This is a genomic window from Cellulomonas sp. S1-8 (genome assembly GCF_026184235.1).
Taxonomy (GTDB): domain Bacteria; phylum Actinomycetota; class Actinomycetes; order Actinomycetales; family Cellulomonadaceae; genus Cellulomonas.
This window is the reverse complement of sequence record NZ_CP110806.1, coordinates 1,223,613-1,240,504: the sequence shown is the minus strand read 5'-3', so window position 1 is coordinate 1,240,504 and position 16,892 is coordinate 1,223,613. Positions and strand designations below refer to the sequence as shown.

11 protein-coding genes are annotated in these 16,892 nt (G+C 73.7%); 1 reads left to right on the top strand and 10 read right to left on the bottom strand.

Going from position 1 to position 16,892, the window contains the following annotated elements:
- Position 1 precedes the first annotated feature (1 nt).
- From OKX07_RS05520 to OKX07_RS05490, 7 genes are all read right to left on the bottom strand, one after another.
- The gene (locus tag OKX07_RS05520; RefSeq protein ID WP_265630851.1) at positions 2-3,370 is read right to left on the bottom strand and encodes a VanW family protein; all 3,369 of its coding nucleotides are present in this window, start codon (positions 3,368-3,370) and stop codon (positions 2-4) included.
- Positions 3,371-3,510: 140 nt separating this feature from the next.
- The gene (locus tag OKX07_RS05515) at positions 3,511-4,008 is read right to left on the bottom strand and encodes a flavin reductase family protein (RefSeq protein WP_265630850.1); all 498 of its coding nucleotides are present in this window, start codon (positions 4,006-4,008) and stop codon (positions 3,511-3,513) included.
- Between the two features lie 10 nt (positions 4,009-4,018).
- Complete coding sequence (locus OKX07_RS05510; protein WP_265630849.1) at positions 4,019-4,390, bottom strand: hypothetical protein; 372 nt, start codon at positions 4,388-4,390, stop codon at positions 4,019-4,021.
- Positions 4,391-4,395: 5 nt separating this feature from the next.
- Positions 4,396-5,352, bottom strand: coding sequence for a PIG-L family deacetylase (locus tag OKX07_RS05505; RefSeq protein ID WP_265630848.1), 957 nt, complete (start codon positions 5,350-5,352; stop codon positions 4,396-4,398).
- A gap of 12 nt (positions 5,353-5,364) precedes the next feature.
- Positions 5,365-7,314, bottom strand: a complete 1,950-nt coding sequence (gene typA / locus OKX07_RS05500; protein WP_416220828.1) for a translational GTPase TypA — start codon at positions 7,312-7,314, stop codon at positions 5,365-5,367.
- Between the two features lie 45 nt (positions 7,315-7,359).
- Positions 7,360-9,384, bottom strand: coding sequence for an ABC transporter substrate-binding protein (locus tag OKX07_RS05495; protein WP_265630847.1), 2,025 nt, complete (start codon positions 9,382-9,384; stop codon positions 7,360-7,362).
- 220 nt (positions 9,385-9,604) lie between these two features.
- A complete protein-coding gene (locus tag OKX07_RS05490) occupies positions 9,605-11,443 on the bottom strand; it encodes an ABC transporter ATP-binding protein (RefSeq protein ID WP_265630846.1) in 1,839 nt (612 codons plus the stop codon).
- 75 nt (positions 11,444-11,518) lie between these two features.
- On the opposite strand from OKX07_RS05490, the gene OKX07_RS05485 reads away from it, so the two are divergent.
- A complete protein-coding gene (locus tag OKX07_RS05485; RefSeq protein ID WP_265630845.1) occupies positions 11,519-12,139 on the top strand; it encodes a hypothetical protein in 621 nt (206 codons plus the stop codon).
- Positions 12,140-12,171: 32 nt separating this feature from the next.
- On the opposite strand, the gene OKX07_RS05480 is transcribed toward OKX07_RS05485, so the two are convergent.
- From OKX07_RS05480 to OKX07_RS05470, 3 genes are all read right to left on the bottom strand, one after another.
- A complete protein-coding gene (locus OKX07_RS05480) occupies positions 12,172-13,281 on the bottom strand; it encodes an ABC transporter permease (protein WP_265630844.1) in 1,110 nt (369 codons plus the stop codon).
- Positions 13,278-14,798, bottom strand: a complete 1,521-nt coding sequence (locus tag OKX07_RS05475) for an ABC transporter permease (RefSeq protein ID WP_265630843.1) — start codon at positions 14,796-14,798, stop codon at positions 13,278-13,280. The genes OKX07_RS05480 and OKX07_RS05475 overlap by 4 nt, the downstream gene beginning before the upstream one ends.
- A 202-nt stretch (positions 14,799-15,000) precedes the next feature.
- Positions 15,001-16,860, bottom strand: coding sequence for an ABC transporter family substrate-binding protein (locus tag OKX07_RS05470; protein ID WP_265630842.1), 1,860 nt, complete (start codon positions 16,858-16,860; stop codon positions 15,001-15,003).
- Positions 16,861-16,892 lie beyond the last annotated feature (32 nt).

Genomic DNA, 16,892 nt, shown 5'->3' with positions numbered 1-16,892 from the left:
GTCAGGGCGCCGGCGGCGCCTCGGGTGCCGTCCCGCAGACGACCCGGTTCTGCGCCTTGTACTTCCACGTGTGCGACTCGGTGTCGACGACCTCACCGGCGAGCAGGACGCGCCGCGTGTTGGTGACCGTGAAGCCCGGGTTGCCCGCGCTCTGCGGCTCGCACGTCGCGGACTGCGAGTAGACGGTCGTCGGGGACACCACCCCGGAGCGCCCGCTCTTCTCGGTCTCGACCGTGAAGTGCTTGGTGCTCCAGATGCGCACGTGTGCGCGCCCGTCGGCGACGAAGCCCTGGACGAGCGCACCGTACGGCGTGTTGTTCTTCCACTTCATGTCGATGACGCCGGTGAAGATCGTGGCCTCGCGCCCCTCGGGGTACCGCTGGAACCACTCGCTGTGCGGGGTGTGCTCGACGTCCTCGAAACCGGCGAAGTAGCCCGCGTTGTACGTCGTCGTCGACACCTGCGACAACCCGCCGCCCCAGGCGTCGCGGTGCTCGCCGTTGACGATGGCGCCCGCCTCGACGAACCCGTGGGCGGCGTCGATCGGGCCGAGCGCCTCGGTCAGGCTGAACGTCTCGCCCGGGCGCACGAGCGTGCCCGAGATGTTCCCCAGGCCGGTCGCGATGTTCCCCGTGCGCCGCGGCTCGCTCGTCAGCGGCGTCGAGAACTCCGAGACGATCTCCTTGACGCCGAGCGCCTCGAGCGCCGCCGTGGTCTCGGCGGGGTCCGACTGCACGAGCTCGACGCTCGCGACCCGGTCGGTGCCTGCCGTCGCGGCCAGGGCGACCGCCGGTGCGAGCGCCGCGGCGTCGAGCGTCGTGCCGGGCGTCCCGGGCACGATGACGGGCGCCCCGCCCTGGAACTCGAAGCGTGCGTCCGACGCCGTCGTGAGCAGGTCCGGGACCTGCCCGAGCACGGCGTCCGCCAGCGCCTGGCCGTTCAGCTGCAGGGCCAGCACACCGTCGACCGGGACGAGCGACGCGTGCGCCGTGAGGGTGGCGACGTCCAGCACGGCCTGACGGTCGCCCACCTGCACGGTCACCGGCGCGGCCGCGAGCGGCTGCGCGAGCTCGGCCAGGGCGCGCTGCGTCTCGTCCTCGGTCACCGCCGGTGCCACGACCGTGGTCGGCAGCACCACCGGGCGCAGCTCGGTCAGCCAGCCGTCCTCCAGGACGGCCGCGGCACTCGACGCGTCGAGCTCCCACCCGTCGGCCGCGGCGGTCGCGTGCGCGGCCCCGTCGGCGAACACCACGGTGCCGTCCACCGGGGCGAGCGTGAGGGAGCCCCCGAGCTCGGTGAGCGCGGCGTCCAGGGCACCCTGGTCGACCTGCGTCACCGGCGGCTGCGCGCCGATCCCGACGAGGTGGCGCCACAGCCGCACCGGCTCCGCCAGGTCGACGCCCGTCAGCCGCGCGACCGTCGCACCGGTGTCGAGCTGCAGCCCTGCGGCGGCCGGGTCCAGCTCGGCCTGCACGTCCTGGGCCACCACGGGCACCGCCGACGTCGTGCGGTCGGCCAGCTCGGACGCGAGGACCTCCTCCGCCTCGTCCGACGACATGGCGCCGATCTCGACGCCGGCGACGGTCGCGCCGCGCGGGACGCGGTCCGCGAGCGCGTACGCCGCGCCCACGTACAGCGCGGCGACGAGGACGATGGCGCCCCCGGTGATCGCGAGCGCCCGCGGCCAGCGGGATCGTCCGTCCTCCGGCTCGAACACGTCGAGCGGCGACTCCTCGTCGTCGTCACCCAGGAGGTCGAACGGTGAGCCCGGCGCGGGTCGGGTGTCGCCGGCGCTCGGCGGGCGCGTCGACGTCGGCACGACGGCGACGGCGCGCGTGGTGAGGTCCTCGGGCGCGGGCGCGGGTGCGCCGGTGCGGGCGACGGCCACCGTGCCCGCGGCGGCCAGGACGGCCGTCTCGTCGACGGCGGGGCCGGCGGGGCCGGCGGCAGCAGCCGGCACCACGGGAACGGTGCCGACGGCCGCGGAGCCCTTCACAGGCCCGTGGGCGTCGGGGCCGTCGGTGTCGGCGCCGTCGACGTCGGGGGCGTGCTCAGCGGGGCCGGCGGTGTCGGGGCCGGCGGTGTCGGGACCGTCGACGTCGGGCTCGTCGGCCGTGGCGTCCGGGCGAGCGCCCGCGGTGACCTCAGAGTCGTCGCCCACGAGGCCCGGCGCGTCGGCGGCCGCGGGGGTCTGCGCGGCAGCGGCGGCGGCCCCGTCGGCGGCCGACGCACCGGCAGCGTCCGGCGCACCGGCGGCGGCGCGCTCGTCGGCGCCCGGCAGAGGGCTCTTCGCGAGCGCGTGGGCGGCGACGCCGACCGACGCGGCGTTGAGCGCGGTGAACGCGAGCGCGGAGAGCCCGCCGAGCTGGACGGGCGGCGGCCCGGTGCGCGACTTCTCGTCGCCGGAGGCCACCGTGTCCGTCGTCGGGTCGGCAGCGACGGCCGCCGGGTCCGCAACGTCGGCCGCCGGGGCGGCAACCTCGGCCGCCGGGTCGGCAGGGAGGTCGGCGTCGGCCACGACGGGGACCACGCGGTCCACGTCGGACCCCTCGGGGGCCGTGACGGCGACGTCGTCCCAGGACGGCCACGCGGCCATCGGCGCACCCGTGGGCGGCGCCGGGGGCCGCGACGCGGCGACCACGCGCGGTCGCCGGTCGCCGGTCGCGTCGTGCCCGGCGGGCTCCGCGGTCGTGTCGACGACGGGTCCGGTGGCGCCGGGCGCGGCAGCGGCGGGCTCGGCCGCATCAGGCTCGACGGCGGCGGGCTCGACCGCATCGGGCTCGACCGCATCGGGCTCGACGGCGGCGGGCTCGACGGCGGCGGGCTCGACGGCGGCGGGCTCGGCCGCGACGGCATCGGGCTCGGCAGCGTCGACGCCAGGCGCGGCGGCGGGCTCGGTGACGACAGTCCCGGCTGCGGTGGGCACAGGACCAGCGGTCACGTCGGCGTCAGCCACGTCGGTGTCAGCCACGTCGGCGTCAGCCACGTCGGCGTCAGCCACGTCGGCGTCAGCCACGTCGGCGTCAGCCACGTCGGCGTCAGCCACGTCGGCGTCAGCCACGTCGGTGTCAGCCACGTCGGCGGCCGTCACGTCGGCGCGCTCGACGTCGGCATCGGCAGCGGTGTCGGTGTCGGCGTCGGCAGCGGTCGTCTCGTCGGCGGGGACGTCGTCGCCCGTCACGTCCTCGACGGTCACGTCCTCGACGGTCACGTCCTCGCCCGCCGGGCGCGCGTCGGGCTCCTCGATGTCGGACACCCCGTCCACGACGGTCCCGTCGCCCGTGCGCACCTCGGACCCGGCGGGCACCGCCGCGGTCCCGCGGTCGGTGCTGTCGTCGGTCGGTGTGTCGCGGTCGGTCCCGTGCGTCATCGATCCCCCGTGAGGCGTCCTGCTGCGCGCACGACGCGCGCGCGGCGATTCTACGGTGACGGCCTGCGCGGACGGGGCTGCGGGCCCAGGCCGTGGCCGATCTGTGACGCACCCCGCCCGACGCCCCCGCGCAGGCCCCGTCAGCGGACGGTGCGCACACGTCCTCGCAGGTGGACGAGGGCACCGGCGACAGCCGACCCCTCACCGGCCGCCAGCACACGGCCGATGACGACGTCGTGGTCCCCCGCGGCGTGCACCGCCTCGGTGCGGCAGTCGAACCAGGCGGCCGCCCCGTCGATCCACGCGGCACCCGACACGGGGCCGGGCCGGTGCGAGACGCGGTCGAGCTGGCCGACCGCCGGGCGCCCGGGCGACGCCAGCCAGTCGGCGACGTCGGCCTGGTCGTCCGCCAGGACCGAGACCGCCCACGTGTCGACGTCGTCGAGGACGTCCCGCAGCCGGGCGTCGACGTGGACGCAGAACAGCAGGAGCGCGGGATCGAGCGACACCGACGCCACCGAGCTCACGGTCGCCGCGTGCGCGACCCCGTGGCGCACCGCGGACACGACCACGACGCCCGCGGCGAGCCGGGCGGCCACCGCCCGGAACGCGTCCGACGTGACGCCCTGCTCGGTCACGCGTGCGCCGTCACGGCGTCGTCGGCCGTTCGTCCTCGACCCAGCGGCGTGGCACGAAGGCCACGGCCGTCACCGCCAGGACCGCGCCGACCGCCCACGCCCAGCCCCACAGGTCCGTGGAGGGCACCAGGACGTCGCCTCCCGGCCCGCCACCAGCGAGGACCTGCACCGCGATCAGCGTGCCCCCGGCGCTGCCGACGTACCCGAACCAGCCGGCCCAGGCGCGCGCGGTCAGCGCGACCACCAGCACCAGCAGCAGGCAGACGACCAGACCCCAGGGGCGCAGGGCCCGGTGCATGACCGTGCCGAGCATCCCGGCGAACACGCCGGCGGCGAGGGCGGCGACGGCGCGCCAGAGGGTCGCGGCGGTGGGCGGCTGCACGGCGCTCAGGCTACCGGTCGCACACCGACGGGCCAGGCCACGCCGGCCTCTGCGGCGCGCAGGCTGCCCGGGGCGTAGCGGTACGCCTCGGTGGTCGGCACCGCCGCCAGCACGGCGTTGCTCAGCGCGTAGCACCCGAGCAGCGTGTCGTCGCCGTCCACCGGGCGCACGGCCTGGACCTGCGTGGCATGTGCGCGCAGGGCGGCCAGCAGCTGCGCGCGGACCGGTGCGACGTCGACAAGCACGTCGACGTCGTCGTCCGGCACGGCCATCGCGGGCGGCTCGGCGGTGGGGTCCGGCAGCGTCAGCCCAGCGATCGTGGCGCCCAGCGCGGCGAGCACGGCCTCGCCCGCGAGCGCCGTCCGCGCACTGCGCAACGTGGAGCGCCCGACCACCGACCACAGGACGACGGGCACGACGTGCGCCGGGGAGGTGGTGTCACCCTCACGCGCGGCGAGCTCGAGCGCGTGCAGCGTCACGTCGTGCGCACGCACGTGGTCGGGATGGCCGTAACCGCCGCCGGGCTCGTACGTCACGACCACCGCGGGGCGCCGGGAGCGCAGCACGCGCGCGAGCGCCTGCGAGGCCTCCTCGAGCGACGCGACGGCGAACGCGCCGGGCGGGACGTCGTCGACCTCCCCCGCCCGGCCCGGGCCGACCCACGCCATGCCGGAGTCCTCGTACCGCACGTCCGCGGCGACGGCCTCGTCGAGGAAGCCGTGGTCGTGGACGCCGAGCTCGGCCAGCGCCGCCGCGACCTCGCCCTCGCGGTGGTCCGCGAGGGCGGCCGGGTCACCCGCCAGGTGCGCCCACCGCCGCCCGATGACCTCGCCGCGCTCGCCGCGCGTCGCGGTCACCACCGTGACGGGGCGGCCGTCGGCCGCCCACGTCGCGAGCAGCGCACCCGTCGCGAGGGACTCGTCGTCGGGGTGCGCGTGCACCGCCAGCAGGCCTCCGGTCATGGTCGCGCGGTGTCAGGCCTTCTTGTTGCGGGCGGTGGTCCGGGCACGGTCGGTCTGGTCGAGGACGACCTTGCGGATGCGGACGACCTCGGGCGTGACCTCGACGCACTCGTCCTCGCGGGCGAACTCGAGCGACTCCTCGAGCGTCAGCTTGCGCGGCGGCACCACGTTCTCGAACGACTCCGACGTCGACGAGCGGATGTTGTTGAGCTTCTTCTCCTTGGTGATGTTGACGTCCATGTCCTCGTTGCGCGCGTTCTCGCCGACGACCATGCCCTCGTACACCTCGGCCGTGGCCTCGACGAAGAACGCGCCGCGGTCCTGGAGGTTGAGCATCGCGAACGGCGTCGCGACACCCGCGCGGTCCGCGACGAGCGAACCGTTCACGCGCGTCTCGATCGGGCCCGCCCACGGCTCGAACCCCTCGGCGATGGACGACGCGATCCCCGTGCCGCGGGTGTCCGTGAGGAACCGCGTGCGGAAGCCGATGAGCCCGCGCGCCGGCACGATGAACTCCATGCGCACCCAGCCGGTGCCGTGGTTGCTCATGGTCTGCATGCGGCCCTTGCGCTGCGCGAGCAGCTGCGTGACCGAGCCCAGGTACTCCTCGGGCACGTCGATCGTCATGCGCTCGGTCGGCTCGTGGACCTTGCCGTCGATCTTCTTGGTGACGACCTGCGGCTTGCCGACCGTCAGCTCGAAGCCCTCGCGACGCATCTGCTCGACGAGGATCGCCAGGGCCAGCTCGCCACGGCCCTGCACCTCCCACGCGTCCGGACGCTCGGTGGGCAGGACGCGCAGCGACACGTTGCCGATGAGCTCGCGGTCGAGGCGGTCCTTGACCTGGCGGGCCGTGACCTTGTGCCCCTTGCCACCCTTGCCGGCCAGGGGGGACGTGTTGATGCCGATCGTCATCGAGATCGCCGGGTCGTCGACCGTGATGAGCGGCAGCGGCCGCGGGTCGTCGGGGTCCGTGAGCGTCTCGCCGATCGTGATGTCCTCGATGCCGGCCACCGCGACGATGTCACCGGGCCGGGCCTCGTCCGTCGGCACGCGGTCGAGCGCCTTGGTCTCGAGGAGCTCGGTGATGCGGACGTTCTGCAGCGTGCCGTCGTGGCGCGCCCACGCGACGGTCTGCCCCTTGCGCAGCGTGCCGTTGTACATGCGCAGCAGCGCCAGGCGACCGAGGAACGGCGACGCGTCGAGGTTGGTGACGTGCGCCTGCAGCGGCGCGGTCGGGTCGTACGTCGGCGCCGGGATCTTCTCGAGGATCGTCGCGAACAGCGGCTCGAGGTCCGGGCTGTCGGGCATCTCGCCGTCGGCCGGCTGCGTGCGCGAGGCCTTGCCGACCTTCGCGGCTGCGTAGACGACGGGGACGTCGAGGATCGCGTCGAGGTCCAGGTCCGGCACGTCCTCGTGCAGGTCGGAGGCCAGACCCAGCAGCAGGTCCGTCGCCTCGTGCACGACCTCGTCGATGCGGGCGTCGGGGCGGTCGACCTTGTTGACCACGAGGATCACCGGGAGCTTCGCCTCGAGCGCCTTGCGCAGGACGAAGCGCGTCTGCGGCAGCGGGCCCTCGGACGCGTCGACGAGCAGGACGACGCCGTCGACCATCGACAGCCCGCGCTCGACCTCGCCGCCGAAGTCGGCGTGACCGGGGGTGTCGATGACGTTGATCGTGATGCCGTCGGGCTCGCCGGCCTTCGCCGCTGCGGGTCCGGAGTACCGGATCGCGGTGTTCTTCGCGAGGATCGTGATGCCCTTCTCGCGCTCGAGGTCGCCCGAGTCCATCGCCCGCTCGTCCACGTGGTCGTGTGCACCGAACGCACCCGACTGCCAGAGCATCGCGTCGACGAGGGTCGTCTTGCCGTGGTCGACGTGCGCGACGATGGCGACGTTGCGCAGGTCGGAGCGCACGGCGGCGCCGGTGGCCTGGTCGGTTGCGGGCATGCGGGTGCTCATCTCAGGAGGCTGGGGGCGCGCCGGGCGTCGGCGCAGCGTCCCATCCTACCGTCGTGTCCAGCCCCACCACCATGTGAGGTCCGCCGCAGCGGGCGTCAGCACCGGGACGTCGGCGACGACGGGCAGGCCGGGGTCGCTCTCGGCGTCGCGCGCGGCCGCCACCGTGAGCACGGGCGTGCGCACCACCGGCAGCACCGCGCCCCCGGCCCGCAGGGCGTCCGAGACCGTCGTGACCCCGTCGGCCGCGTCCTGCGCGTCGGTCTGCGCCGCGAGCGCGTCGAGCACCACGTCGAGCGCCGGGTCGGCGTGCCCCGTGACGTTGGTGGCTCCCCCGCTGCGCCAGCGGGTCACGAACCCCGCGACGGGCAGGTCCTCCTGCACCACGGGCACGAGCGCGGCGTCCCAGTCCTCCGGGCGGGTGCGCAGCGCCTGCGCGGGGTCGTCCGCGGCGACGGCCACGACCTCGAACCCCGCGTCCGCAGCGGCGGCCGTGAGCAGCTCGAGAGCCGTGGCGCGCAGCGGGTCGGCGCTGTTGGTGAGCACCCGGACGGTGAGCGGCTCGTCCGGCGGGGCCGGCGTCGCGTCCTCGTCGTCCACGGGCGTGCTGCCGGGCGCGGCGGGGCCGACCTGCGCGGCGACGACGTCGGAGACCTCGCCGCGCGCCCACAGCGGGCGCACGGCGTCGGCCACGACCTGCTCGCGCGGGACGCTCGCGAGGAACCCGGTGCGCAGCGCGGCCGTGACGGCCGCGGGGTCGGCGGCGGACGCGTGCGTGGCCGGGTCGAACACGCCGCCGCCACCCTGCTGCAGGACCACCTGGAGCACGGCGTCGCCGTCGGTGCGCAGCGCGACGTCCTCGAGGGCCTCGGCCGCCGCCAGCACGTCCGGCGTGCTCAGCGGCGCGGCCACGTCCACCTCGTCGGCGGCGAGCGCGTCGACCTGGGCCAGCGGGTCGAGGTCGGTCCGCACGCGCACCCGGTCGAACGCCGCGGGCCCGTCCCCCGTGTACGCGTCGTTGCGGACGGCCTCGACGCCGGTGGCGTCGACGCGCGCCAGCACGTACGGGCCGGTGGTCGTGGTCAGCGTCGGGTCGTCGGCGACGTCGCCCGTCCGCCCCGCCGCACGCCACACCTGCGCGAGCGGCACGAGCGCCGCGCGGTCCTGCTGCTGCACGGCCGTGACCACGGCCTGCGCCCACGCGGTCGCCTGCTCGACGGCGTCGCCGGTCGGGGTGTCCGTCGGCTCGGCCGTCGGTCCGGCGGTCGGCTCGACGGTGGCGTCCGCGGTCGGCGTCGCGGAGGGCGTCGCAGTGCCGTCGGCGGCGTCCGCCGGGGACGCGGAGGGGGTCGACGTGGGTGACGCGTCGTCCCGTGCGGCGGGGAGGTCGGGCGCGTCCGGGTCGAGCGCCAGCCGGCCGACGACGTGCGCCGGCAGGTTGACGTCCAGGGCGGGCAGCCAGTCGGCCACCGGGGTGTCGTACACGACGGTCACCGTCGCGCCGTCGACCGTGGGGACCGCGGACGCCCGGGCCACGACCGCCGAGGTCGCGCCGAACGCGACGACGTCGTCGGGCACCTCGCCCGGACGGCCGTCGGGACCGGGCTGCGGCACCACCTCGTCGAGCTGCCCGCTGCGGGCCGCCCACTCCAGCAGCAGGTCCGCGGGCGTCACGGGGACGCCGTCCGACCACGTGGCCGTCGGTGCGATCGTGTAGCGCACGGTGAGCGGCGCGTCCGCGACCTTCTCGACCGTGCCGAACGACGGGTCCGTCGTCACCGTCCCGTCGAGCGCGAGCACGGTGAAGCCCGACTGCACCAGCCCGCGCACCAGCACGCTGCCCGGTGCGCGACCCGCCGCCGTCGCCCCGTTGAGCGAGGCGAACGGCAGGTCCGCCGACACGACGACCGTGCCGGCCCGCGACGGGTCCTCGGGCTCGGTGGTGCACGCCGCCGTCGCGCCGAGGCCCAGCACCAGCGCCACCGCCCCGGCCGTCCGACGCGCGTCACGCCGCCGCAACCGCGACGCGTCCCGTCCTGCGCCGACCGTCGCCCGCACCGTCGTGCTGCTCACCCGTCCGCCTCCCACGCCACGTCCGCACCCGCCCCGGTCCTCGTCCGGACCCTGCCACGCCCACCCGTGCATCGGCGCGCGGACGCGCGGACTGAACCCCACGAGAGCCGCGAAACGGGCGGCGCGTCCCGCATGGGCACACACCGGGCACGACGACGCCCGGCCACCGTGCGGTGACCGGGCGTCGTGCGGGTCTGCGCGGCGGTGCGCGCGGCGCGGCTCAGACGCCGGTGCCGTGCGTCCGCTCGTTGTCGACCTCGTCGATGCCGCGGCGGTCGTGCCGCGAGGCGTCGACCGCGTGCCGCGCCTCCTCCGCCACGAGCTCGGCGTGCTGCGCCTCGAGCAGGGCGTCGCGGGCGATGCGACGCTCGCGCTGCACCTCCGGGTCCGGCACCGGCACCGCGGCGATGAGCCGCTGCGTGTACGGGTCGCGCGGCTCGTTGACGACCTGCGCGGCGTCGCCCACCTCGACGAGCTTGCCGTTGCGCATCACCGCGATGCGGTCCGCGAGGATCTCGACGACCGCCAGGTCGTGGCTGATGAACAGGCACGCGAACCCGTGCTCGCGCTGCAGCTCCTGGAACAGGTCGAGGACCGCGGCCTGCACCGACACGTCCAGGGCCGACGTGGGCTCGTCCGCGACCAGCAGGCGCGGCTCGAGCGCGAGCGAGCGCGCGATGCCGACGCGCTGGCGCTGACCGCCCGACAGCTCGTGCGGGTAGCGGTTGCGCATGGCACGCGGCAGGCGGACCTGGTCGAGCAGCCGCTCGATCTCGCGCTGCGCCGCCTGCCCCTTGACGCCGCGGTGCAGCAGCAGCGGCTCCGCGATGGACTCGCCGATCGGCAGGCGGGGGTTGAGCGACGAGCCCGGGTCCTGGAAGACGATGCCGACCTTGGTCCGCAGCGGCTTGAGGTCCTTGTTCGACGCGCCGACCATGTCCTGGCCGACGATCTTCAGCGACCCGCTGGTCACGGGCAGCAGACCGACGACCGCGCGGCCGATGGTCGTCTTGCCCGACCCCGACTCGCCGACGAGCCCCACGACCTCGCCCTGGCGGATCTGCAGCGAGACGCCGTCGACGGCCCGGAACGTCGGCGTGCGACGGCGACCGGGGTACTCGATGACGAGGTCGTGGGCGTCGAGGGCGAGCGGCTCGTCGGTGTCCGACGTGCCGGCGGGTGCGTCGGCCGGCGCGTCGACGGGGACCGCCGTCGTCGTGGCCGTGCGGCCGGAGCCGCGGCCCAGGTGCGGCACCGCGTCGAGCAGCTTGATCGTGTACGGGTGCTGCGGGTTGCGGAAGACGTCGAGCGTCGTGCCCTGGTCGACGATCCGGCCGTCCTTCATCACGACGATCTTGTCGGCCATGTCGGCCACCACGCCCATGTCGTGCGTGATGAGCACGATGCCCGCGTCGATGCGCTCGCGCAGGTCGCGCATGAGCTTGAGGATCTCGGCCTGGACCGTCACGTCGAGCGCGGTGGTCGGCTCGTCCGCGATGAGCAGCTTGGGGTCGCACGCCAGGGCCTGCGCGATCATCGCGCGCTGCCGCTGACCACCCGAGAGCTGGTGCGGGTACGCGTCGACGCGCGTCTCCGGGTCCGGCAGGTCGACCAGCCGCAGCAGCTCGACCGCGCGCTGCCGTGCCTCCGCCGGGCCGATCTCGAAGTGCGCGCGCAGCGTCTCGACGATCTGGTAACCGATGGGGAAGACCGGGTTCAGCGCGGTCATCGGCTCCTGGAAGATCACCGCGATCTCCTTGCCGCGGATGCGGCGCAGCTTGTTGCGCGGCATCCCGACGAGCTCGCGGTCGTCCAGCTTGGCCGACCCGCGGGCACGGCCGTTGGGCGGCAGCAGCCCGAGCAGGGCCATGGACGACTGCGTCTTGCCGGAGCCGGACTCGCCGACGATCGCGAGCACCTCACCGGGGTGCACGTCGTAGCTGACGTCGGCCGCCGCCGGGTACCAGGTGCCGTCGACGTAGAAGTCGACGCCGAGGTCCCGGACGCACAGCACGGGCTCGTCGGTGCGGGTGGGGACGGGAGGCGTGTCGAGGGTCACCGTTCAGCGTCCTTCCTGCACCCGTGCCGTCGACCCGGTGGGGGCGGCGGGGTGCCGGTCTGCGAGCATGGTCACGTGGGTGCCACGCAGGAGTTCACGTCGGGCTACGGGCGCGGTCTGACGGCCGCCGCCGCGGCGATCGGTCTGATCGCCCTGGTCGCGGTCACGGTGCAGGACGGGCCCGGCGAGGCGCTGCGCGCGCTGCCGCTCGTCTGCCTGGTCGTGGTCGTGGTCGGGGCGCTGTTCTGGGTGCCCGGCGTCGAGGTGTCCGACGGCGAGGTCGTCGTGCGCAACGTGCTGAGCACCGTGCGCATCCCCTGGCCGACGTACCGCGAGGTCGAGTACGGCTGGTCGCTGGTCGTGCGCACCGCCGACGGCGACGTCACGGCGTTCGCCGCACCGCGCGCCAGCTCCACGGCCCGCATGCTGCGCGCCGGGCGCAGCGACGACCCGGACGCACCGACGACCGTGCCACCGGACGGCCCCGTCGTGCGCTCGCTGCGCGCGACGGCCGAGAGCGTCGGCGCCGCGATCGAGGCACGCCACGACGCGCTGGTCCGAGCCGGGCACCTGGACGGTGCGGAGCGGGTGCGCGTCGAGCTCGGGCTGACGACGACGCGGCGCGTGCACGTGGCGACGGCGGCCGCCGTCGTCGCGCTGGTCGCGCTGAGCGGCGTCGTGCTCGCCACCTCCTGAGCGGTCCCGGTCGGTGCCGGGCTGCGCCTGGATCACGAGCCCATGCCGGTGCCGGCGTTGCGGACGTCGTCACCGGGGCGCACCGTCGAGGTGATCGCGCGGGCCGCCGAGGCGTCGGCCTCCATGGCCTTGGCCATCTTGCGCTCCGACGGGATGCGCTTCTGGCGCGGGTCGAAGGCGTCGCGCAGGCCGTCACCGATGAAGTTGATGCTCAGCGCGATGATGACGATGAACAGGCCGGGCCACCAGAACAGCCACGGCCGCGTCGCGAACGCCTGCTGGTACTGGTTGATGAGCTGGCCGAGCGAGATCTCCGGCGGCTGGATGCCGAACCCGAGGAACGACAGGGCCGTCTCGAGCAGGATCGCCGCGCTCATGAGCAGCGTCACCGACACGATGACCGTGCCGATCGCGTTCGGCAGGATGTGCTTGAAGATGATCCGCACGTTGCTCGCACCGGCGACCCGCGCCGCGTCGACGAACTCGCGCTCGCGCAGCGACAGGAACTCGCCACGGACGAGGCGCGCGAGCGTCGTCCACAGGATCAGCCCCATCGCGATGGCGAAGACCAGGCCGCTGACCCCGCCGGCGATCTTGCCGACCACGGCGCCGATGACGAGCGTCGGGACCGTGATCACCAGGTCCGTCAGGCGCATGAGGACCGTGTCCGAGCGGCCACGGAAGAACCCGGACGCCGCACCCACGAGGATCCCGATGACCGCGGACACGCCGCCGATCACGACCATCACCATCAGCGACGTCTGCACGCCGGCCATGACGCGGGCGAAGATGTCGCGCCCGATCTCGTCCTGACCGAACGGGTGCTCGCCGAGCATGAAGCCGGTGCCGCCGAGCCACGTCGGCAGCGCCAGGCTCGGCCGGCCGGCGTCCTGCACCGACGGAGTCTCGTACGGGGTCCACTGCCACCACCCGGGCAGCGGCCCGACGCCGACCGAGCTCAGCGCGAGCAGCGTCGTCGCGCCCAGCATGACCAGGCCCAGGATCGCGCCCTTGTGACGGAAGAAGCGCCGCCGGACGATCTGCCCCTGGGAGAGGCCCGCGACCTCCTTGAGCTCGATCTCGTTCTCGACGTGCTCGTCCTCGGCAGGCGAGCCGGACGGAGGTGTCATCGGGGTGCTCATGCGTCCAACCGGATCCGGGGGTCGATCGTCGCGTACACGATGTCCGCGATGATGTTGGCGAGGATGGCGAGGCTCGCGGTCACGAGCAGGTAGGCCATGACGGGCTCGATCTCGGCGTCCTCCAGCGAGCGGACGAACAGCTGACCCATGCCGGGCCGCGCGAACACGGCCTCGGTGATGATCGCGCCGCCGAGCAGGGTGATGACGTCGATCGGCACCACCGTCGCGAGCGGGATCAGCGCGTTGCGGAACCCGTGCCGGACGATGACCAGCCGCTCCGGCAGGCCCTTGGCGCGGGCCGTGCGGATGTAGTCCTGGTTCATCACCTCGAGCATGCTCGAGCGCGAGTAGCGCGTGTACGACGCGAAGGCGATGAGCACGAGGGTCGCCGTCGGCAGGGCCAGGTGCGTGAACGAGTCGAGCACCTGCACCCAGTAGTTGCCGCCGAGGTTCGGCGTCCGGTCCCCGAACGTCGGGATGGGCCGGCCGTCCAGCGCCTCGAAGTACGGCTTCCACACCTGCATGACCTGGTCGACGAACACCAGGCCGCCCATGATGAGCGCGACCGCCGCGCCCGTGCGGGCGGACAGCTGCCAGTCCGGGCCGCCGTACAGGCGTCCGACGAGGTAGCCGAGGCCCGCGGTCAGGACGGCCAGGCCGAAGATCACCCAGTGCGACTCCACGACGGAGTCGAACAGCACCTGCACGGGGAAGTACAGGGCGACGCCGAGGACGACGACCGTCAGCCCCGTCCACAGCGCGCGGCGGTTGTGCAGGCCGGCGAAGACGCCGACGACGGCGAACGCGGTGCCGGCACCCAGCACGGCCAGCAGCGCCGGGCCGATCTGCGGCCGTTCCAACCAGCCCGTCAGCTGGATGTACGCCAGGATCGCGAGGTTGGCCGCCGACGCGAGGCCCAGGACCTGCAGGCGACGCGCGGGGCTGCCGCCGATCGCGAGCGACCACAGCAGGCCGACGAGCAGCGACACCCCGACGATCACGGGCCACGCGATCACGGGGTCGCGCAGGAAGTCGTTGAAGCCGATGGCGGCCCACTGCTTGAGCAGGACGGCGACCCAGAACGACGGCAGCGAGTACAGCAGGAACGACAGGAAGATGATCACGTAGTCGAACGCGCTGTACTGGCGCAGCGCGGACACGATGCCGACGGTGACGCCCAGGACGACGGCGAGGACCGTGGCCGCCGTGACGAGCTCGAGCGTCGAGCCGATCGCGTGCGTCAGCAGGCTGTCGACCGCCCGGCCGGACCGCCAGGCGGTCCCCAGGTCACCGGTCAGCAGGTTGCCGAACCACTCGAAGAACCTGACGACCACGTTGACGTCGAGGTTCAGGTCGGCGATGCGCTGGTCGATGAGCTGCTGCTTGTTGGGCGCGGTGCTCTCGATGAGGTCCTGCAGCGGGTCGATCGCCCGATCGACGAGCAGGTACATGAGGAAGAGCGCCACGACGAGGGTGGCGATCCCGGCCGCTGTGCGGCGGATGAGGAAGTTCAGCACGGGGGGCTACCTCGAGGGTGACGGGAAGCCGGTCGTCCGGGATCGTATCCCGTGACGTCCAGGCCGGTGCGGGACCAGTGGGAGGGGCGCACCGAGCGGCTCACCGCACGACGAGGGCGCCGCGGGCCGCGCAGACCCTCGGCGCCCTCGTCGTGCGGTGAGCCGCTCGGGCCCCGGCGCGGGTGCGCCGGGGCCCGAGACGTCACTCGGTTGCGTCCTCGGTGGCCGCGTCGCCGGCGGTCCACTCCCAGAAGCCGTAGAAGATCGTCGGCGCGATCCCCAGCTTCTGGACGTTGCCGATCTTCTCGGGGTTCCACCCGGTGACACCCGGGTGCTGGAAGATCGTCACGCCGAAGGCGTCGTCGACGAGGTGGGTCTCGACCTCGCTGAGGATCCGCTCCTGCTCAGCAGGGTCGGTCTCGGTCTGCAGGTCGTCGTACAGCGAGTCGACCTCGGGGTTGGAGTACCCGAAGTAGTTGTTCGTCGCCCCGGTGCGGTAGTTCGCGTCCGAGTCGGTGACGGCGGTCGAGGTCGACTGCCATCCGAACAGTGCCGCGTCGTAGAACGACGTGGCGTTCGACAGGTCCGTGCCCCAGTCGGTCTGGACCGTGTAGGGCACGACGTCGAAGCCGGCCTCGGCGGCGGAGCCCTTGATGAGCTCGAACTGGTTCACGCGACGCGTGTTGTTCGGGTCGAACAGCAGGCGGACCTGCATGCCCGGGACGCCGGCCTCGGCGAGCAGCGACTGCGCACCCGGGATGTCGACCTCGGCGTACTGCTCGGACTGGCCGTTCGCCGCGACGATCCCGTCGTACATCGGCGAGCCGGGGACCTGCGTGAAGGAGTTGCGCACCTCGGCGTCCGGGTTCAGCGGGACGATGAGGTCCGACACGATCTTCTCGCGCGGGATGGTCTTGAGGAACGCCTGGCGGACCTTGTGCGCCACCTCGGCGTCGCCGCCGTAGGTCGCGGGGTCGAACGGGCCGCCGTTGCCCTGCTGCAGGTCGACGTGCTCGTACGTGCCCTCGACGTTGGTCTCGACGGTCAGGCCGTCGATGGCCTCCAGCGCGGTGAGGACGTCTGCCGTCGACTGCGGGCTGATGAGGTCGACCTCACCGTTCTGCAGCGCCTGGACCTGGCCCATCGGGTCACCGTTGTAGCGGATGGTGACGTTCTCGAAGACCGCGCCCTTGTCGCCCTCGTAGTCGGGGTTGGCCGTGAGCGTCAGGTACTGCTCCTCGACGAACTCCGTGATCGTGTACGCACCGGAGGTGACCAGCAGCTGCGGGTCGTCCGGCAGGGACGCGAAGTTCCAGTCGTCGCTCCAGACCTTGGCGATCTTGGAGAGGTCCTCGACGTTCTCGTCCGTGATGGCGGCGACGAGCGCGTCGGTCGCCTCGGCCGGGTCCTCGATGCCGAGGGCACGCTGCGCCACGATGTGCGCGGGGAGGTTGTTGTCGATCGCGACCTCCCAGTCGGCGTACGGCTTGGAGTAGACGAGCGTGATGGAGGCGTCGTCGATCTCGGGCGTCTCCGTGATCAGGGCGACGGCCGGGCTCGCGGCGTCGAAGTAGACACCCGCGTCCAGCGCCTCCTGGTTGGTGACGTTGCCCTCCTCGTCGTACTCCGGCTCGACGTTGTTGAACTTGCCGCTCTGGGCGGCCCACTCGAGGAGGAGGTCCGCCGGACCGGCGGCGACACCGTCCGACCACTTCGCTGTGTCGGCGTAGGTGTACGTGACGGTCAGCGGGTCGTCCGAGGTCTTCTCGTACGTGCCCCACGACTCGTCCATGACGAGCTCGAGGTCCGTGTTGTAGTCGTTGAACCGCGAGTTGGCCATGTACGTGATGATGTTGTTGGCCGTCGCGTTGCCCGTGATGCTCTCGCCGTTGAAGGACGAGAAGGGCTGGTTCCAGGCGATGTTGATCGCGGTGTCGGTGTTGATGCCCGCGTTGTCGCCGTCGTCGCCGTCGGCGCCCTCGTCGGCGCCCGAGCAGGCAGCGAGCGCGAGCACGCTGACCGTCGCGACCGACGCGAGGGCAGCCTTGCGTGTGATCCTCAATGTTCCTCCTGAGATGTGGTGGACGCAGCCGC

What these genes read in the sequence shown, in the direction of transcription:
- typA (WP_416220828.1), bottom strand. Translation starts at nt 7,314, where the DNA reads ATGAGCACCCGCATGCCCGCAACCGACCAGGCCACCGGCGCCGCCGTG.
- OKX07_RS05520 (WP_265630851.1), bottom strand. Translation starts at nt 3,370, where the DNA reads ATGACGCACGGGACCGACCGCGACACACCGACCGACGACAGCACCGAC.
- OKX07_RS05480 (WP_265630844.1), bottom strand. Translation starts at nt 13,281, where the DNA reads ATGAGCACCCCGATGACACCTCCGTCCGGCTCGCCTGCCGAGGACGAG.
- OKX07_RS05505 (WP_265630848.1), bottom strand. Translation starts at nt 5,352, where the DNA reads ATGACCGGAGGCCTGCTGGCGGTGCACGCGCACCCCGACGACGAGTCC.